This window comes from Isoptericola hypogeus (assembly GCF_039531145.1).
GTDB classification, from domain to species: Bacteria; Actinomycetota; Actinomycetes; order Actinomycetales; family Cellulomonadaceae; genus Isoptericola; species Isoptericola hypogeus.
Genome location: NZ_BAAAPM010000005.1, coordinates 213,421 through 229,224, shown reverse-complemented (window position 1 = coordinate 229,224; position 15,804 = coordinate 213,421). Strand labels below are relative to the sequence as shown.

Genomic DNA, 15,804 nt, shown 5'->3' with positions numbered 1-15,804 from the left:
CCGGCCGAGCCCGGCGGCCGGCCGGGGGTCCGCCGGGGGCGGGGGAACCGAGCCCTCGAGGTCGGGGACCGCCGGCGTCGCGCGGCGGCGACCGGCCCGGGTCGGGGCGTCGTCGGGCCGCCCGCGCGCGGGCTGCGCCGCGGCCGGCTGCTTGCCGCCCAGCGCCAGCCCGACGGCGACGCCCTCGGCGAAGCTCTCCGGCTCGAGGTCGGTCGACCCGTCGGCGTCCGCCGTCGCCGCGGCGGGGTCGGCGCGCTGGCCGGTCACGCCGGGGGCGGTCGCGGCGCCCGGCCCGGTCGACAGGCGCGGCGACGCAGGCGCCGACGCGGGATGGATCACGAGCGGCGAGACGTCGACGAAGCGGCGCCCGTCCGCGCTGTGCACCACGCCCATCTTCAGCACCTCGACGGGCATCGTGGGCTGCCGCAGAAAGTCGACGGCGTTGAGGATCTCCTCGCTCGCCTCCTGGCAGATCATGATGAGGCGCGCGCTGCTGCGCCCCGGCTGGGAGCGGGTGATCGGGACGCTGTCGTAGAACGCGGCGACGTCGCGGTGGAACGCCGACGCGCCGCCGTGGTACCGCGCCGCGAGCTCGCCCCGGGTCAGGCGTCCCGCCGCACCGGCGTGGTCGAGGGCCCGCGTGAGCGCCTCGCGGTCGAGGTCGCCGACGAGCTCGACGACGACGGGCGACCCGGTGGCGTCGAGCGCGAGCAGGTGGGGTTCGTCGGGACCGGCCCCCGGGGCGACCGGGAAGATCTGCTCGCCCAGCAGCCCGTCGATGTGGCTCTCCACGACGGCATGGGCCGTGGTGCCGACACCCGGTTCACGGGTGACCTGGGACCGACCGGACTGGACGAGGAGGGGCCGCTGGGCGTCGACCTCGAACAGTGGCATGCAACACAACTCCTGGTTCGGATCACGACCCCCGCGGCCGGATCCCGGGCACAGCCTAGGCCAGTCGGATGAGTGACCCGTGACACGGGACATTTCGCCCGCCCCGGGGCACGCCGTGCGCCAGGTCCGGGCGAACGGTACGTCTCAGGCGTGCCCGGTGGCGCCGTCGTCGTCCTCGGCGAGCCGCTCCTCGACCCGCGCGACCTTCGCGTCGAGCTGCCCCGTGTAGCCGGGGCGGATGTCGGCCTTGAGCACCAGGGACACGCGGTGGCCGCCGGCGGCGACCGCCTCCGTGGCACGCCGCACGACGGGCATCACCTCGTCCCACTCCCCCTCGATCTCGGTGAACATCGCGGTGGTGCGGTTCGGCAGGCCCGAGGACCGGACGATGCGGACGGCCTCGGCGACGGAGTCCGCGACGGACTCGCCGGCACCGAGCGGGGCGACGGAGAAGGCAAAGACGGCCATGCCCCCATCCTGCCCCCCATCTCGGTGCCGAACATGTGCTTGCTCCGGCTCTCAGAGGTCCGATCCCGTACCAACCCCCTGGTCGGCCTCACGGAACCGCATGCTCGGCCATCGAGGTCTCGGCGTCAGCGCTTAGGCTCGACGGGTGACCTTCTCCCCCGCCGCCCCCCGCGTCACCCTGCTCGCCGGCGGCGTCGGCGGCGCCCGCCTCGCGCACGGCCTGGCCCTGGCCCTGCCTGACGGCGGCGCGGAGCACCTGACCGCCGTCGTCAACGTCGGCGACGACACCGAGCGGCACGGCCTGCTCGTCTCCCCCGACCTCGACACCGTCATGTACACGCTCGCGGGCGCGAACGACGAGGAGCGTGGCTGGGGGCTGCAGGGCGAGACGTACGCGACGCTCGAGCAGCTCGCCCGGCTCGGCGAGGACACCTGGTTCACCCTCGGCGACAAGGACCTGGCGACCCACGTCGTGCGCACCGCCGCCCTGCGCGACGGCGAGCCGCTCAGCGCCGTCACGACGCGGCTCGCGGCGGCGCTCGGCGTCCGCGCCCGGCTGCTGCCCGTCACCGACGACCGGCTGCGCACGCTCGTCGACACGCCCTCGGGCCGCGTCGCGTTCCAGGAGTACTTCGTCCGACGGCGGCACGCCGACGCGGTGCTCGGGCTGGCGTTCGACGGCGCCGCGACCTCACGGCCCGCGCCCGGCGTCCTCGACGCGGTCGCGGGCGCCGACGTGCTCGTCGTCGCGCCGTCCAACCCGTTCCTGTCGGTCGAGCCCGTGCTCGCCGTGCCGGGGGTGCGCGACGCCGTGCGCGCGTCGTCCGCCCGGCGTGTGGCCGTGAGCCCGATCGTCGGGGGCCAGGCGATCAAGGGCCCGGCCGCGCAGATCCTCGAGACGCTCGGGCACGAGGTCTCCGCCCTGGGCGTCGCCCGGCTCTACGCCGGCCTGGTCGACGTCATGGTGGTCGACGACGCCGACGCCGCCCTCGCCGACCCGATCCGCGAGATCGGCCTCGACGTCGTCGTGACCGACACGATCATGGGCGACCCCGCCGGCCGCGAGCGCCTCGCACGCGCCGTGCTCGCCGCCGTCGGCCACCCCGTCCCGTGACCATGCGCTTCGATCGTGCCGAGCATGCGGTTCCTCCGGGACTCCCGGCTCGAGACCCGCAGGAACCGCATGCTCGGCAGGAGGAGCAGGAGGGGGGCGCCGTGGCGGTGGTGCCGCTGCGGGACGGCGTCTCGGGCAAGTCGCGGCTCGCGACGGCGCTGGACCCGCGGGCGCGACGGCGGCTGGTCGCGACGCTCGCGCGCCACGTCGTGGGGGTCCTGGCGGCGGCGCCCCTGGTGGACGCCGTCGTGGTGGTCACCGCGGACGTGCCGTTCACCCGCGAGACGCTTGCCGGCCTGACTCCCTCGGGTCAGGGCGGGATTGCGCCCGTGACCGTCGTCGAGCAGCCGGCGGACCGTCCGGGGCTGAACGCGGCGGTCGACGTCGGCCGCGAGTCGGCGGTCGCGCTCGGGGCGGGGCGGCTGCTCGTCGCGCACGCCGACCTGCCGCTGCTCACCACCGAGGACGTCGCCGCGGTGCTCGCGGCGGGCGGGCTAGGGCGCGACGCCGTGGTTGTCGCGACCGACCGTCACGACGGCGGCACCAACCTGCTGCTCCTCCCGCTCGACGCGGGGGTCGGGTTCGGGTTCCGCTTCGGGACGGGCTCCCGGGCGGCGCACGTCGCCGAGGCCGAGCGCGCCGGGCTGCGCGCCGCCGTCCTGCACCGGCCCGGCACCGCCGCTGACCTCGACACCCTCGACGACTGGGCCCAGCTCCCGGCCGGCGTCCGCGAGCGGCTGCACGACGGCGTCGGCCTCCCGCTGACCTGACCCCGCCCGACCGGGACGCCCCGGTGGCCCTCCGCTCAGTTCTGTTGCCCCGTCCGGTCGACCGGGGCATGAGCATCTCCCCGATCCAGCAGTCCGACCTGCCGGGCAAGAGCTTCGAGGGCTACCTGCACGGCTCGGCAGTGTCCGTCATCTTCTCGCGCACCGACGTCGACGGCGCCGGGCCGCGCCTGCACCTGCACCCGTACGCGGAGACCTTCGTCATCCGTTCCGGCCGGGCCCTGTTCCGCGTAGGCGACGACGAGGTGGTCGCCGTCGGCGGGCAGATCCTCGTGGCACCGCCGAGCACGCCGCACAAGTTCACCGTGATCGGGCCGGAGCTGTACGAGGCCGTGCACGTGCACGCCAGCGACCGGTTCGTCACCGAGTGGCTGGAGTAGCCCCGCACGGCCCCGTCGAGCCCCGCCCCGTCAGACGGCGTCCAGGCGGGCCCGCAGCTCGGGGTCGAGGTCCAGGTCGGCCGCGCCCAGCAGCTCGTCGAGCTGCGCGACGCTGCTCGCCCCGACGATCGGGATCACCGGCACCTCGCCGCCGGTGAGCCACGCGAGCACCACCTGGTTCGGCGTCGCGCCGAGCTCCGCGGCGACCTCGCGCAGCACGCGCAGCCGCTCGTGCGTCGTCGGGTGGTCGAAGCCGTCCCACAGCGGCTTGTCGTCGCGCACGAGCGCGCCCTGCATGAGCGGCGAGTAGGCCGTCACGGCGAGCGGGGCGTCCGTCGCCGCCGACGCGCCCGCGTAGTCGAGCAGCTCGTACGACGCCCAGTTGTGCCGGCCGACGTCGGGCCGCGGGTACGGGTAGGTGAGCTGCTGCTGCACCAGCCCGTAGGGTGCGACGCCCTGGCGCCGCGCCTCCTCGCGCGCCTCGACCACACGGCGCAGCGCGACGTTGGAGATCCCCGCGATCCCGACCAGCCCCTCCGCCTGGAGCTTGCCGAACGCGCCGACCGTCTCCTCGAGCGGGGTGTCGTAGTCGTCGACGTGCCCGTAGTAGGCGTCGAGGTGGTCGATGCTGAGGTGGCGCAGGCTCTCGCGCGCCTCCCAGGCGACGGTCTCCGCCGCGAGTCCCTGGTAGTTGGTCGGCGGGACGTGCTGCAGCGGCAGGTTCGGGTCCTTCTTGGCGGCGCCCACCTTCGTGGCGATGCGCAGCTCGTCCCGGTTGCCGCGGTCGGCGAGCCAGCGGCCGACGACACCCTCGCTGTCGCGGCCGGTGCCCCCGATCCACGAGCTGTAGTTGTTGGCGGTGTCGAGGAACGTGCCGCCCGCCTCGACGTAGCGGTCGAGCACGGCGCGGGCCGTCTGCTCGTCGGTCCGGGTGCCGAACCACATCGTGCCGAGGCACAGGGTGCTGACCTCGAAGGTCGTCGTGGTGTCGCCGATGGTGCGGTAGCGCATGAGGTTCTCCTCGTCCTGGCGTTGCCCTGGTACCGACGACGCTACGGAGCGATCGGTCCGGGTGTACGGTCCATTGGCGTGGGAGATGTCCAGGCCAATTCTCGTCTCGCGTGGGACACCGTGCTCGACCTCGGGCAGGGTCCGGGGTCGCTCGCGCAGCGCCTGGAGCGGGCGGTGCGCGACGCCGTGCACGCCGGCCGTGTCCCGCCCGGCGCCGCGCTGCCGCCGAGCCGGGCGCTCGCCGAGTCCCTCGGCGTCTCACGCTGGGTCGTGACGGAGGCGTACGGCCAGCTCGTCGCGGAGGGGTTCTGCGAGGCCCGCGTCGGCTCGGGCACGCGGGTCGCCGCCGCGGCGGCGCGCCCGGCACGCCCGGCACCCCCGCGACCGGCCGACGCCGGAGGGCCGGCTGCGGAGACCAGGCCCCGCGCGCGCCTCGACCTCGGCCCCGGCGTCCCCGACCTGCGGCACGTCCCCCGCGCCGCGTGGGCACGCGCCGTCCGCGACGCGCTCGCCGACGCCACCGACGTCGACCTCGCCGCCCCGGACCCGGCCGGGCACCCGGCCGCCCGTGCCGCCGTGGCCGGGTACCTCGCCCGGGCGCGGGCGGCCGTCGCGGGGGCGGGCGACGTCGTGGTCACGCACGGCGCGACGGACGGGATGACGCGGCTCGCGCGCCTGCTGCGCTCGGCCGGGCACCGCAGCCTGCTCGTCGAGGACCCGAGCTGGGGTCGCCTGCGCGACGTCGCGCGCGACGCCGGGCTCGACCTCGTCGTCGCGGGTGTCGACGACCGCGGCGTCGACGTCGGCGCGCTGGTCGCCGCAGCCCGGCGCACGGGCGCCCGCGCCGCGCTGCTCACCCCGGCCCACCAGTTCCCCACCGGCACCCTGCTCGCCCCCGAGCGGCGCGAGCAGGTCGTGGCGTGGGCCCGGCAGGTCGACGGCCTGGTCGTGGAGGACGACTACGACGCCGAGTTCCGCTACGACCGGCGGCCCGTGTCGGCGCTGCAGGGTCTCGACCCCGAACGCGTCGCGCTCGTGGGCTCGCTGAGCAAGACCGTCTCGCCCGCGCTCGGGCTGGGCTGGCTCGTGCTGCCGCCGCGCTGGCGGGCGCGGCTCGGGCCGCACGCGGGCGGGTTCCCACCGTCGGTGGTGGACCAGCTCGCCCTCGCGCGCTTCGTCACCGACGGCGGGTACGAGCGACACCTGCGCGCGGCGCGCGGCCGCTTCCGACGGCGCCGCGCAGCCCTGCTCGAGGCGCTGGCGCGACGGCTGCCGGGTCTGCCCGTGACCGGCCTGGCCGCGGGGCTGCACGTGGTCCTCGGCCTGCCGGACGGCGTGGCCGCCGACGCCGTCGTGCGCGCGGCCGCGGAGCGCGAGGTCGCCGTCGCCGACGTGCGGCGTTACCGCGTGCCGTCCGGCCCCCCGGCGGCCGGGGCCGCACCCGGGTCCCTCGTGCTGGGCTACGGCAACCTGGCGGACGCGCGCGTCCAGGAGGCGGTGGCCGCGCTCGCCGCGGCCGTGCGCGACGTCGCCCGCTGAGCCTCGCGCCTCACCACCGGCCGCGGTGCACGACGTCCTCCAGCGGCTTGCGACGCCGCCGCGTCGGCGACCCCTTCGCCCCGCCGTCGGCCGGGTGCCCGACGGCGACGACGCCCGTCTGCACCCACGCGTCCGGGATGCCGAACGCTTCCCGGAACGCCGGCGTCTCGCCCGCCCCGACGCCGAAGAAGCACGCCCCGAGGCCCTCGTCGACCGCCGTCTGGAGCATGAGCAGCGCCGCCATGCCGGCGTCGACGTGCCAGTACGGCACCGGCCAGCGCGCCTCGTCGCGGTCGGTCCACCCCTTGTCGGCCTCCGCGTACCGGCCGAGGTAGGCGTCCTTCGAGCAGAGCGCGACGACGAGCACCGGCGCGGTGCGCATGCCGTCGAGCCACGTCGACATGTCGCGCTGCGACGACCCTTCGGCAGGCTCAGGGCGGCGCGCCGGGGTGGCGGCCGTCCAGAACCGGTCCCGGTCCTCCGGCTCGGTCAGGACGAGGAACGACCAGCCCTGCGAGAAGCCCGCGCTGGGCGCCCGCACGGCGTTGCGCACCAGCCGGTCCACCACCTCCGGCGACACCTCCTCGTCTGTGAACCGCCGCACCATCCGCCGCCTGCGCACCACGTCCTGGAACTCCATGCCGCACATCCTGCCCGCTGCCTCCCGTCCGCCGTCCGCCGTCCGCCGACCATGCCGTTCCGGGGTGCCGACCATGGGGTTGCTCCGGGATTCGGGGTCCGAATCCCCGAGGAACCCCATGTTCGGCGCGAGGGTCGGGGGCGGGCGGGGGGCGGGGCGGGCGGGGGGCGGGGCGGGGCTACAGGACGAGCTCCGGCTGGAGCCTGGTCACCGTCCACACGCGCTGGCGCCGGGCGGCGAGCGTCGTGCAGGCCAGCGCCACGACGAGCACGCCGACCAGCACGGTGACGTCGCGCGCCACCGTCGCGAGGTTGCCGCCGTACAGGAGCTGCCGCAGCCCCTCGACGGCATAGGTCATGGGCATGAACCGGTGCATGGCCTGCAGCGGCTGCGGGATGGTCTGCCACGGGAACGTGCCGCCCGCGGTGACGAGCTGCACCAGCATCAGCACCAGCCCGAGGAACTGCCCCGCCGCGCCGAGCCACACGTTGAGCGCCTGGAGGATGGCGACGAACGTCCCGGAGACGAGCACGAGGAAGAGCGCGGTCGCCAGACCGTGCGCCGGCTGGATGTCGAGCGCGAACTTCGTCACCGCGAACATCGCGGCCACCTGCACGACGCCGATCGCGGCCGGCGTCGCCCAGCCGCCCAGGGCCGTCGCGAGCCCCGACCTGCCCGCCGCCAGCGCCCGCGTCGACAGCGGCCGCACCAGCAGGAACAGCACGTACGCGCCGATCCACGTCGCCAGGGACAGGAAGAACGGCGCCAGCCCGCCGCCGTAGGTGCCGGCCGACGACAGGGACTCGTCCTGGACCGTGACCGGGTTGCCGATGGTCGACGCCGTGTCCGCGCGGGTCTGGTCGTCGACGTCGGGGACCTGGCCGAGCCCCTCGGCCAGGGCGTCGCGCAGCTGCGTCGTGCCGGCCGTCAGCCCACCGAAACCGTCCGCGAGCTGCGTCGTCCCGTCCGCGAGCTCGGCGGCGCCGTCCGAGACCTGCCCGGTGCCGTCCGCGAGCGCGCCCACCCCGTCCACGAGGGCGGGCGTCGCGTCGGCGAGCCGGGACGTGCCGTCCGCCAGCCGGTCCGCGCCGTCCGCGGCCGACACGATGCCGGCCGCGAGCTGCGGCGTCGCGTCGGCGAGCCGGTCGGCGCCGTCGGCGACCCGCCGCGAGCCGTCGGCGAGCGCGTCGAGCTGCGTCGACGCGCCCTCGACCTTCGTCACCGCGGCCTGCACGTCGGTGCGCCGCGCGTCCAGCGCCGCGTCGACGTCCTGCTCGACGGCGCCGAGCTGCTCGTCGACGCCGGCGCGCGCCTCGGCCGTGACCTGCTCGGCGATCGCCTCGCACTGCTCGCGCTGGTCGGCCGGCACGTCGCCGCACGCCGCGGCGACCCGGTCGTCGAGGCGCGCGCTGATGTCGTCCTGCGCCTGCCCGAACGCCGCCTTCGCGTCGGACCGCGCTGCGTCGAGGGTGGGCAGCACCTGGCCGGCGGCGTCGGCGGCCTCGCGGCCGTACTGCGCAACCTCCGCGTTACCGTCGGCGACCTGGGCCGCCCCGTCCGCGAGCTCGCGGGTCTGGTCCGGCAGGGTCGTCGTCGCGTCCTGCAGGCTTCCCAGGCCGGTGGCCAGCGCGCCCGCGCCGTCGTCGAGCTGCCCGACGGCGTCGGCGAGCGTGCCGACCTTCCCGTCCAGCGTCGCCGCGCCGTCCGCGGCCTGCGCGGCGCCGTCCGCGAGCGCGTGCGCGCCGTCGTCGGCGTCGGCGACGCCCTCGTCGAGCTGCGTCGCGCCGTCGCGCACCTGCGTCGCGCCCTCGACGGCGTTCGCGAGGTTGGTGTGGATGGAGGCGAAGCCGCGCAGGAACGTGTCCGCGGCCTCGGTGCCGACCTCGGACGCGATCGAGTCGCGCACCTGCCCGACGATCTGGTCCGAGATGGTGCCCGCGAGGTAGTTGTTCGCGTCGTTGGTGATGAGCGTGAGGCTCGCCTGCTGGGGCTCGAAGTCGCCCGCGGACGCGAGGTCGGCGGAGAACGTCGGCCCGATGACGAGGGCCGCGTCGTAGCGGCCGGAGCGCACCCCGGCCTCGGCGTCCGTCTGGGACGTCTCCACCCACCCGAAGCCGCCGTCGTCCAAGAGCTGGTCGGCGACGTCGCGGCCGAAGTGCCGGTCTGTCTCCTCGCCCGTCTCGCCGTCGGTCGTCGTCGTGCCCTCGTCCTGCACGACGACGGCGGCGGGCACCTGGTCGAGGTTGCCGTACGGGTCGTGGTTGGCGAACAGGTACAGCCCCGCGTAGAGCGTGGGGATCAGCGCCATCGCGAGGACGGCGAGCTGGGGCATCCGGCCCGCGAACAGGCGCCGGACCTCCGACAGCGCGAGGCGGACCGCGGTCACAGGGCCACCTCCCGCGTGTCGTCGCTGGTTGAGCCTGTCGAAACCTCGTTCGTGGTCTCGACAGGCTCGACCGGCGATACCTGCTCGACCGGCGCTTCCGGCTCGACCGGCGATTCCGGCTCGACCGGCGGTTCCGGCTCGACGGGCACGAGCGGAGTCTCGCGCAGCACGACGCGCGGCGGCTCGTGCCTCGTGGCGCCGTGGGCGGGCGGGATCTCGGCGCCGAGGTCGCGCGCGGACGAGCGGGTGCACTGCACGAGCACGCCGAGGCCGGCCTCCGCCAGCCCCCGCGCGACCTCCCACCACCCGGACGGCTCGCCGCCGTGCCGGTCCGGGAGCGTGAGCACGACGAACCGCACGCCGGGGTTCTCGGCCGCGAGCGCGGCGAGGACGGCGGTGCGCACGACGCCGGGCAGCTGGTCGACCCGCCGGCCGCGGTCGTCGGTGAGGTCGTGGTCGGCGAGCCAGCGGCCGACGTCGGCCGGCAGCGAGCGCCGCCCGGCGAGGGCGAGCCCCTCCGCGACGACGTCGGCGAGCGTGAGGGCGTCGTCGGGCTCGCTGATGCCGGGCACGTCGACGACGGCCGTGACGGCGCGCAGCGCCGCCGGCGCGACCTGCTCGCCGTCGAGGCGCACGGTCCCGGCCGTGGGGACGAAGCGCCCCGTCGCCACGAGCGCCAGCGCGGTGTGACCGTGCCCGGGCTCGCCCGCGACGAGGAGGCGCTCCCCCGACGACCACTCGAGGTCCGTGACCTCGAGCATCGGCTCGCGGCGGCCGTCCACCCGCACCCCGCTCAGCGTGATCTGCACCCGTGCGCTCCTCGTCCCGTGCTCGCGCAAGCCGCTGTTGACCCGCGATCAACAACGGTACGACCGATATTGACTGATGGTCAACAACGCCGTACAACTGACGACATGGACCCCGTCACACCCGCCGCGCGCACCCGGCACGTGCCCGCCGACCGACGTCGTCAGCTCTTGGACGCCGCGCTCACGGAGGTCGACGAGTCCGGCCTGGGCGCCCTCACCCCCGCCGCCGTCGCCGCCCGGTCCGGCGCCTCGAAGGCGCTGGTCTTCCACTACTTCGGCTCCACCGTGAAGCTGCGCCGGGCGGTGGCGCTCGAGGCGGTCGCGCACCTGGAGCGCGCGCTGCTGTCCCCCGACGACGGCCCCCTCGCCGAGCGCCCGGTGCGCGCGACGGCGGCGTTCCTCGGCTCGGTCACCGCCCACCGGCGCGTGTGGGAGGACGTCTGGCGCGGCACCCTGTCGTCCGACGACGTCACCGAGGACGCGCTGCGCCGCACCCGAGCCGCGCTCGTCGCGCGCATGACGGCCACCGCCGGCGTCATCGGGTTCACGCCCAGCGGCAAGCTGCAGCTCCTGGCGCGCGGGTGGGTGGCGCTCGTCGAGAACGTCACCGCCGCATGGCTGGGCGGCAGCGACCTCACCCGGCCGGAGCTCGAGCGGCTGCTGCTGGGCAGCCTCGTCGTCCTCGTCCCCGAGCTGCCCGAGCCCGCGCGCTCCGTCGTCCTCGACCTGACCCGCTCGGCCGCGACCGACCGTTGACGCCGAACACGGGCTTGGGATCGCTTTGCGGGCGCAAAGCGGTCCCAAGCCCGTGTTCGGCGCGAGGATGGGTGGCTCGGCGCAAGGTTCGGCTCCTCCGAGACATCACACCGGTATGAGGACCTGCCGTCGCGCCATGATCCTCGCCTGCGCCGCACTGAGCGTCGCCGGCACGCTGGTGCTGAGCAGCTGCACGACCGGCGGGCCGACCTCCGTCGCGACCGTGTCATCAGCGCCGCCAGCGCCGCCAGCGCCGCCAGCGTCGCTCGACCGCCTCGACGAGGCTCGCCGGGACTGGGAGCGCGCCGGCATGCAGGACTACACGTTCGTCGTCGACTCAGGGTGCGGCGAACGGAACCTCATCGGACGGTTCGCGGTCACGGTGCGCGACGGCGTGGTGAGCGCGGTCACGGGCGAGATCGCCGGCGAAGCGATCACCCCGGACGAATACCTCGACGAAGGCGGGGAGACCATCGACGGGTTCCTCGACCGTGTGTCGACCGCGTCGCCGGAGGACGTCGTCGCCCTCGAGCTCGACGACGCCCTCGGCTACCCGACGGTCATCGGCTTCGACCCGGAGCCTCGCGGCATCGACGACGAGGAGTGCTACGAGATCGGCGACGTCGAGGTCACGCCGTAGGTCTCGTGTCTCCGAGCCGCTGGTCGAGCCTGTCGAAAACCGGGTCTCGACAGGCTCGACCGGCGGTTGCTCACAACCGCTCGGCAATGACCTCCACCAGCGCCTTGCCCTCCACGCCCTCGAGCTGCAGGGCCTGGGTGCGGCAGGAGAAGCCGTCGGCGACGAGCTCGGTGCCCGGTTCGGCCTCCCGCAGCGCGGGCAGCAGCGCGTTCTCGGCCACCGCGACGGACACGTCGTAGTGGCCCTTCTGCATGCCGAAGTTGCCCGCGAGCCCGCAGCAGCCGGCGAGCACCTTGATCTCGGCGCCCGCCGCGCGCAGCAGCGCCTCGTCGGCGGAGAAGCCCATCACGGAGTGCTGGTGGCAGTGCGGCTGCACGACGGCGGTGAGGTCGGACAGGTCGGGGACCGACCAGCCGGCCTCGGCGGGCGGCGCCGTCTCGGGCGAGGTGAGCAGCTCGGCGAGCGTGCGGGTGGCGTCCGCGACGGCCTGGGCGCGCGGGTCGTCCGGGAACAGGTCGAGCAGGTCCGACCGCAGCACGGCCGTGCACGACGGCTCCAGCCCGAGGATCGGGATGCCACCCGCGGCGTACGGACCGAGCACGCTCAGCAGCGACGAGAGCCGCCGCCGGGCGCCGTCGAGCTGGCCCGTGGAGATCCAGGTGAGACCGCAGCACGCCTGCTGGCTCGGCACGACGACGTCGTACCCGGCCGCCGCGAGCACCTTCACCGCGGCCTGCGGCACGTTCGGCGACAGGGCGTCGTTGAACGAGTCGGCCCACAGCACGACCTTGGGCCGCTCACCGAGGTCGGGCTTGCCCGGGTCCTCGCCCACGCTGAGGCCGGGGACGCCGTGGGTCGCCCAGCCCCGCCCCCACCAGGTGCGGAAAGGGATCTCCGCGAACTCGGGCACCTTGCGCCGCGTGTCCATGGCGCCCGCCCACAGCACGGCCTTGGCGATCCACGGCACGCCGAGCACCTTGTTGACGAACCGCGGCATCCCACCGGCGAGGCGGGCCCAGCGCGGCAGCCAGCCGAGCGCGTAGTGGTCGACGGGGCGCAGCTTGCCCTTGTACGTGCGGTGCAGCACCTCGGACTTGTACTGGGCCATGTCGACGCCCGCCGGGCAGTCGGACGAGCACGCCTTGCAGCTCAGGCACAGGTCGAGCGACTCGCGCACCTCCGGCGCGGTGAGCCCGCCGACGAGGGTGCCGTTGACGGCGTCCTGGAGCACGCGGGCCCGGCCGCGCGTCACGTCCTTCTCGTCCTTCGTGGCCTGGTAGCTGGGGCACATGAACCCGCCCGACGCGTGGTTGTCGGCGCGGCACTTGCCGACGCCGACGCAACGGTGCACGGCGGTCGTGAGGTCGTGGTGGTCGTGGGCGAAGGAGAAGCCGGTGTGGCCGGCCTTCTTCGCGATGCCGTGCAGCGGGCCCGACCCGGCCAGCCCGCGGTCCCCCACCGGCAGCGTCGAGGGCACGGCGCGGGCCGCGGGGCGGCGCAGGTCGGCGTCGACGGCCGCGGGCCGCACCACGACCCCCGGGTTGAGCAGGTCGTCCGGGTCGAACAGGGCCTTGAACCGCTCCAGGAGCCGGATCGCCTCGGGCGAGTACATGAGCGGGAGCAGCTCGGAGCGCGCGCGGCCGTCGCCGTGCTCTCCTGACAGCGACCCGCCGTGGTGCGCCACGAGCCGGGCCGCGTCGGTCATGAAGGTGCGCAGCACGGAGCCCGAGGTCTCGAGCGGGATGTCGATACGCAGGTGCACGCAGCCGTCGCCGAAGTGCCCGTACGGCAGGCCGTCGACGCCGTAGCGCGCCATCAGGGCCTCGAGGTCGCGCAGGTACGGGCCGAGCCGCTCGGGCGGCACGGCGGAGTCCTCCCAGCCGGGCCACGCCTGCTCCCCCGCGGGCGTGCGACCGGCGAGCCCGGCGCCGTCGGCGCGGATCTGCCACATCTTGGTGGCGTCGGGCCCGGCGGGCAGCACCAGCGACGACGCCGACGACGACGCCGTCACGATCGCCAAGGCCTTCGCGCTCGCCTCGTCCTGCGACGCGCCCCCGACCTCGATCATCAGCCAGCCCGCGCCGTCGGGCAGGGCGGGCACGGCGGACTCGCCCTTGGCCCGCCGCACGACGTCGACCAGCCGGGCGTCGAGGCCCTCGATCGCGAGCGGGTGGTGGCCCAGCAGGTGCGGCACGTCGTCGGCGGCGGCCGGCATGTCGGGGTACCCGAGCACCACGAGGGTGGGCGCCTGCGGCATCGGCACCATGCGCAGCGTCGCGGCGAGCACGGTGACGCACGTGCCCTCCGTGCCCACGAGCGCCTTGGCCAGGTCCGAGCCGTTCTCGGGCAGCAGGTGCTCCAGCGAGTAGCCGGAGACCTGCCGGCCGAACCGGCCGAACTGCGTGCGGATGAGCGCGAGGTTCTCGCGCACCAGCTCCGCCAGGCCCGGCACCTGGGCGAACGACGCGTCCCCCCGCCCGGCGGTGAAGCGCCGACCGCGCCCGTCGACGACGTCGAGCTCCAGCACGTTGTCGGCCGTGCGGCCGTAGGCGACCGCGTGCGGGCCGCACGCGTTGTTGCCGATCATGCCGCCGAGGGTGGCGCGGTTCTGCGTGGACGGGTCGGGGCCGAACCGCAGTCCGTGCGAGGCGCCCGCGCGCTGCAGCGTCGACATGACCGTGCCGGGTTCCACCGTCGCCGTGCCCGCCTCGGGGTCGACGGCGAGGACCTCGTTCAGGTGCCGCGAGAAGTCCAGCACCACGCCCGGCCCGACGGCGTTGCCCGCCACCGACGTGCCCGCCCCGCGCGCGGTGACGGGGATCTTCAGCTCGCGCAGCACCTCGAGCGCGCGCACCGCGTCGGCGGTGCTGCGCGGGAAGGCGACGACGTCGGGGACGACGCGATAGTTCGAGGCGTCCGTGGAGTACTCCGCCCGGCGGCGCGAGCTCGCGTCCACGTCGCCGGCGACGACGGTGCGCAGCGCGGCGGCGACGGCCTCGCGCGCCTGCGTGGCCGCGCGCTCGGCATCCGCCGCCACCTGCTCAGGTCCTTCGCCGGGCCGTCCCGCAGGCACGGCCCGGTCGGCGGCGGCGGTCGTGGTCACGTCGTTCTCGGCGGGCACCGGCCGATTCTCGCATCCGGCGGCCGGGGGCGCCGGAGGTTCCCACGCACAGCTGCTGCTCCGGGCATCGATCCGCCGCCACCTGCTCGGACGAGCCGGGGCGCCAGCGCGCGCGGCGCCGGGCCAGGTTGGCTAGCGTCGGGCACGTGCGCGTCGTCGTGGTGGGAGCGAGCGGGAACGTCGGGACGGCGGTGCTGCGCGCCCTCGCGCGCGAGCCGGTGGTGACGTCGATCGTGGGGGTGGCGCGGCGGGTGCCGCGCGCCGACGGGTCCAGCACCGTGGGGTTCCCGCACGACGCCGCCGAGTGGGTGCGCGTGGACCTCACCGACACCGCTGACGCCGTCGTCCGCGGACTGGACGAGGCCCTCGCCGGCGCCGACGCCGTCGTGCACCTCGCCTGGGCGTCGCCGGCGACCCGCAGCGCCGAGGCGCAGCGCCGGCTGAATCTCGGCGGCACCCGCGCGGTGGTGGACGCCGTGCTGCGCCAGCACGTGCGGCACCTGGTGCTCGGCTCCACGTCGGGCGTGTACTCGCCCGGGCCGGCCGACGGCTCCGCGGTGGACGAGTCGTGGCCGCGGCGGGGCGTGCTCACGTCCACCTACTCGGTGCAGAAGGCCGCGGTGGAGCGGATGCTCGACGACGTCGAGCGGGACCACCCCCGCCTGGTCGTGACGCGGATGCGCCCGGCGCTGATGTTCCAGCGCGAGGCGGGGGCCGAGCTGTCCCGGTACTTCCTCGGCCGGCTGGGGACGCTCGCGCTGCGTCTCGCCGCGAAGCGCGCGCCCACCGGCACGCTCCTGCCCGTGCTGCCGTTCCCTGAGGGGCTGCGGCTGCAGGTCCTGCACGCCGACGACGCCGCCGACGCCTACCGGGCGGTGATCGTCGGCCGGCACCCCGGCGCGTTCAACCTCGCCCCGACGGGCTGGCTCGACGGCGCGGGCCTCGCCCGCCTGCTCGCGGGCGGCCGCACGTTCGCCGTCTCCCCCGACCTGGTCCGCAGAGGACTGGCGGTGGCGTCCGCCGCGCGGCTGGTGCCCATCGACGTGGGCTGGTTCGACATGGCGCGCGCCGACGTCGTCATGGACGCCTCCCGGGCGCGCGAGCTGCTGCACTGGCGGCCCACCCGGAACCCGGGCGACGTGCTGCGCGAGACCGTCGAGGGCGTCCTCGAGGGCGCGAGCGCGAGCACCCCGCCCCTGGCCGGCTGAGCCCGCTCGCCGGTCGAGCCCGCTCGCCGGTCAAGCCCGCTCGCCGGTCA

The 15,804-nt window shown here is 75.7% G+C and carries 13 protein-coding genes and 1 pseudogene; 7 read left to right on the top strand and 7 right to left on the bottom strand.

The genetic code is table 11. The features are described 5' to 3' along the window. A pseudogene (locus tag ABD254_RS13750) lies at nt 1-894 on the bottom strand (hypothetical protein); the annotation flags it as partial. A gap of 144 nt (nt 895-1,038) precedes the next feature. Beyond that, nucleotides 1,039-1,362 carry an MTH1187 family thiamine-binding protein gene (locus ABD254_RS13745; RefSeq protein ID WP_344248987.1) on the bottom strand — a complete coding sequence of 108 codons (324 nt, stop codon included), beginning with the start codon at nt 1,360-1,362 and terminating at the stop codon, nt 1,039-1,041. Between the two features lie 145 nt (nt 1,363-1,507). On the opposite strand from ABD254_RS13745, the gene cofD reads away from it, so the two are divergent. The 3 genes from cofD (at nt 1,508) to ABD254_RS13730 (ending at nt 3,644) form a co-directional block, all read left to right on the top strand. Next, nucleotides 1,508-2,476: a 2-phospho-L-lactate transferase gene (gene cofD, locus ABD254_RS13740; RefSeq protein WP_344248986.1), complete on the top strand. Its 969-nt coding sequence runs from the start codon at nt 1,508-1,510 to the stop codon at nt 2,474-2,476. 101 nt (nt 2,477-2,577) lie between these two features. After that, entirely contained in the window at nt 2,578-3,246 is a 669-nt protein-coding gene (gene cofC, locus ABD254_RS13735; protein WP_344248985.1) for a 2-phospho-L-lactate guanylyltransferase, read from the top strand. Nucleotides 3,247-3,314: 68 nt separating this feature from the next. Continuing rightward, nucleotides 3,315-3,644: a cupin domain-containing protein gene (locus tag ABD254_RS13730; protein ID WP_344248984.1), complete on the top strand. Its 330-nt coding sequence runs from the start codon at nt 3,315-3,317 to the stop codon at nt 3,642-3,644. A 30-nt stretch (nt 3,645-3,674) separates the two neighbouring features. Here ABD254_RS13730 and ABD254_RS13725 read toward each other — a convergent pair whose 3' ends face one another. Continuing rightward, on the bottom strand, nt 3,675-4,655 hold the full coding sequence (locus tag ABD254_RS13725) for an aldo/keto reductase (protein ID WP_344248983.1): 981 nt from the start codon (nt 4,653-4,655) through the stop codon (nt 3,675-3,677). Nucleotides 4,656-4,733: 78 nt separating this feature from the next. On the opposite strand from ABD254_RS13725, the gene pdxR reads away from it, so the two are divergent. Further along, nucleotides 4,734-6,194 (top strand): MocR-like pyridoxine biosynthesis transcription factor PdxR, encoded by a 1,461-nt coding sequence (gene pdxR / locus ABD254_RS13720; protein WP_344248982.1) that lies wholly within the window; start codon nt 4,734-4,736, stop codon nt 6,192-6,194. Nucleotides 6,195-6,204: 10 nt separating this feature from the next. Here the strand turns inward: pdxR and ABD254_RS13715 are convergent, their stop codons facing one another. The 3 genes from ABD254_RS13715 to ABD254_RS13705 form a co-directional block, all read right to left on the bottom strand. Continuing rightward, entirely contained in the window at nt 6,205-6,834 is a 630-nt protein-coding gene (locus ABD254_RS13715) for a nitroreductase family protein (RefSeq protein WP_344248981.1), read from the bottom strand. Nucleotides 6,835-7,012: 178 nt separating this feature from the next. Beyond that, nucleotides 7,013-9,220 carry a YhgE/Pip family protein gene (locus ABD254_RS13710; RefSeq protein WP_344248980.1) on the bottom strand — a complete coding sequence of 736 codons (2,208 nt, stop codon included), beginning with the start codon at nt 9,218-9,220 and terminating at the stop codon, nt 7,013-7,015. Then, the gene (locus tag ABD254_RS13705; RefSeq protein WP_344248979.1) at nt 9,217-10,029 is read right to left on the bottom strand and encodes a P-loop NTPase family protein; all 813 of its coding nucleotides are present in this window, start codon (nt 10,027-10,029) and stop codon (nt 9,217-9,219) included. The genes ABD254_RS13710 and ABD254_RS13705 overlap by 4 nt, the downstream gene beginning before the upstream one ends. A gap of 105 nt (nt 10,030-10,134) precedes the next feature. On the opposite strand from ABD254_RS13705, the gene ABD254_RS13700 reads away from it, so the two are divergent. Continuing rightward, nucleotides 10,135-10,785 (top strand): TetR/AcrR family transcriptional regulator, encoded by a 651-nt coding sequence (locus ABD254_RS13700; RefSeq protein ID WP_344248978.1) that lies wholly within the window; start codon nt 10,135-10,137, stop codon nt 10,783-10,785. Nucleotides 10,786-10,921: 136 nt separating this feature from the next. Continuing rightward, nucleotides 10,922-11,425, top strand: a complete 504-nt coding sequence (locus ABD254_RS13695) for a DUF6174 domain-containing protein (RefSeq protein WP_344248977.1) — start codon at nt 10,922-10,924, stop codon at nt 11,423-11,425. 70 nt (nt 11,426-11,495) lie between these two features. On the opposite strand, the gene ABD254_RS13690 is transcribed toward ABD254_RS13695, so the two are convergent. Continuing rightward, nucleotides 11,496-14,462: an FAD-binding and (Fe-S)-binding domain-containing protein gene (locus ABD254_RS13690; protein ID WP_344249306.1), complete on the bottom strand. Its 2,967-nt coding sequence runs from the start codon at nt 14,460-14,462 to the stop codon at nt 11,496-11,498. Between the two features lie 230 nt (nt 14,463-14,692). On the opposite strand from ABD254_RS13690, the gene ABD254_RS13685 reads away from it, so the two are divergent. Next, nucleotides 14,693-15,754: an NAD-dependent epimerase/dehydratase family protein gene (locus tag ABD254_RS13685; protein WP_344248976.1), complete on the top strand. Its 1,062-nt coding sequence runs from the start codon at nt 14,693-14,695 to the stop codon at nt 15,752-15,754. Nucleotides 15,755-15,804: the final 50 nt, after the last annotated feature.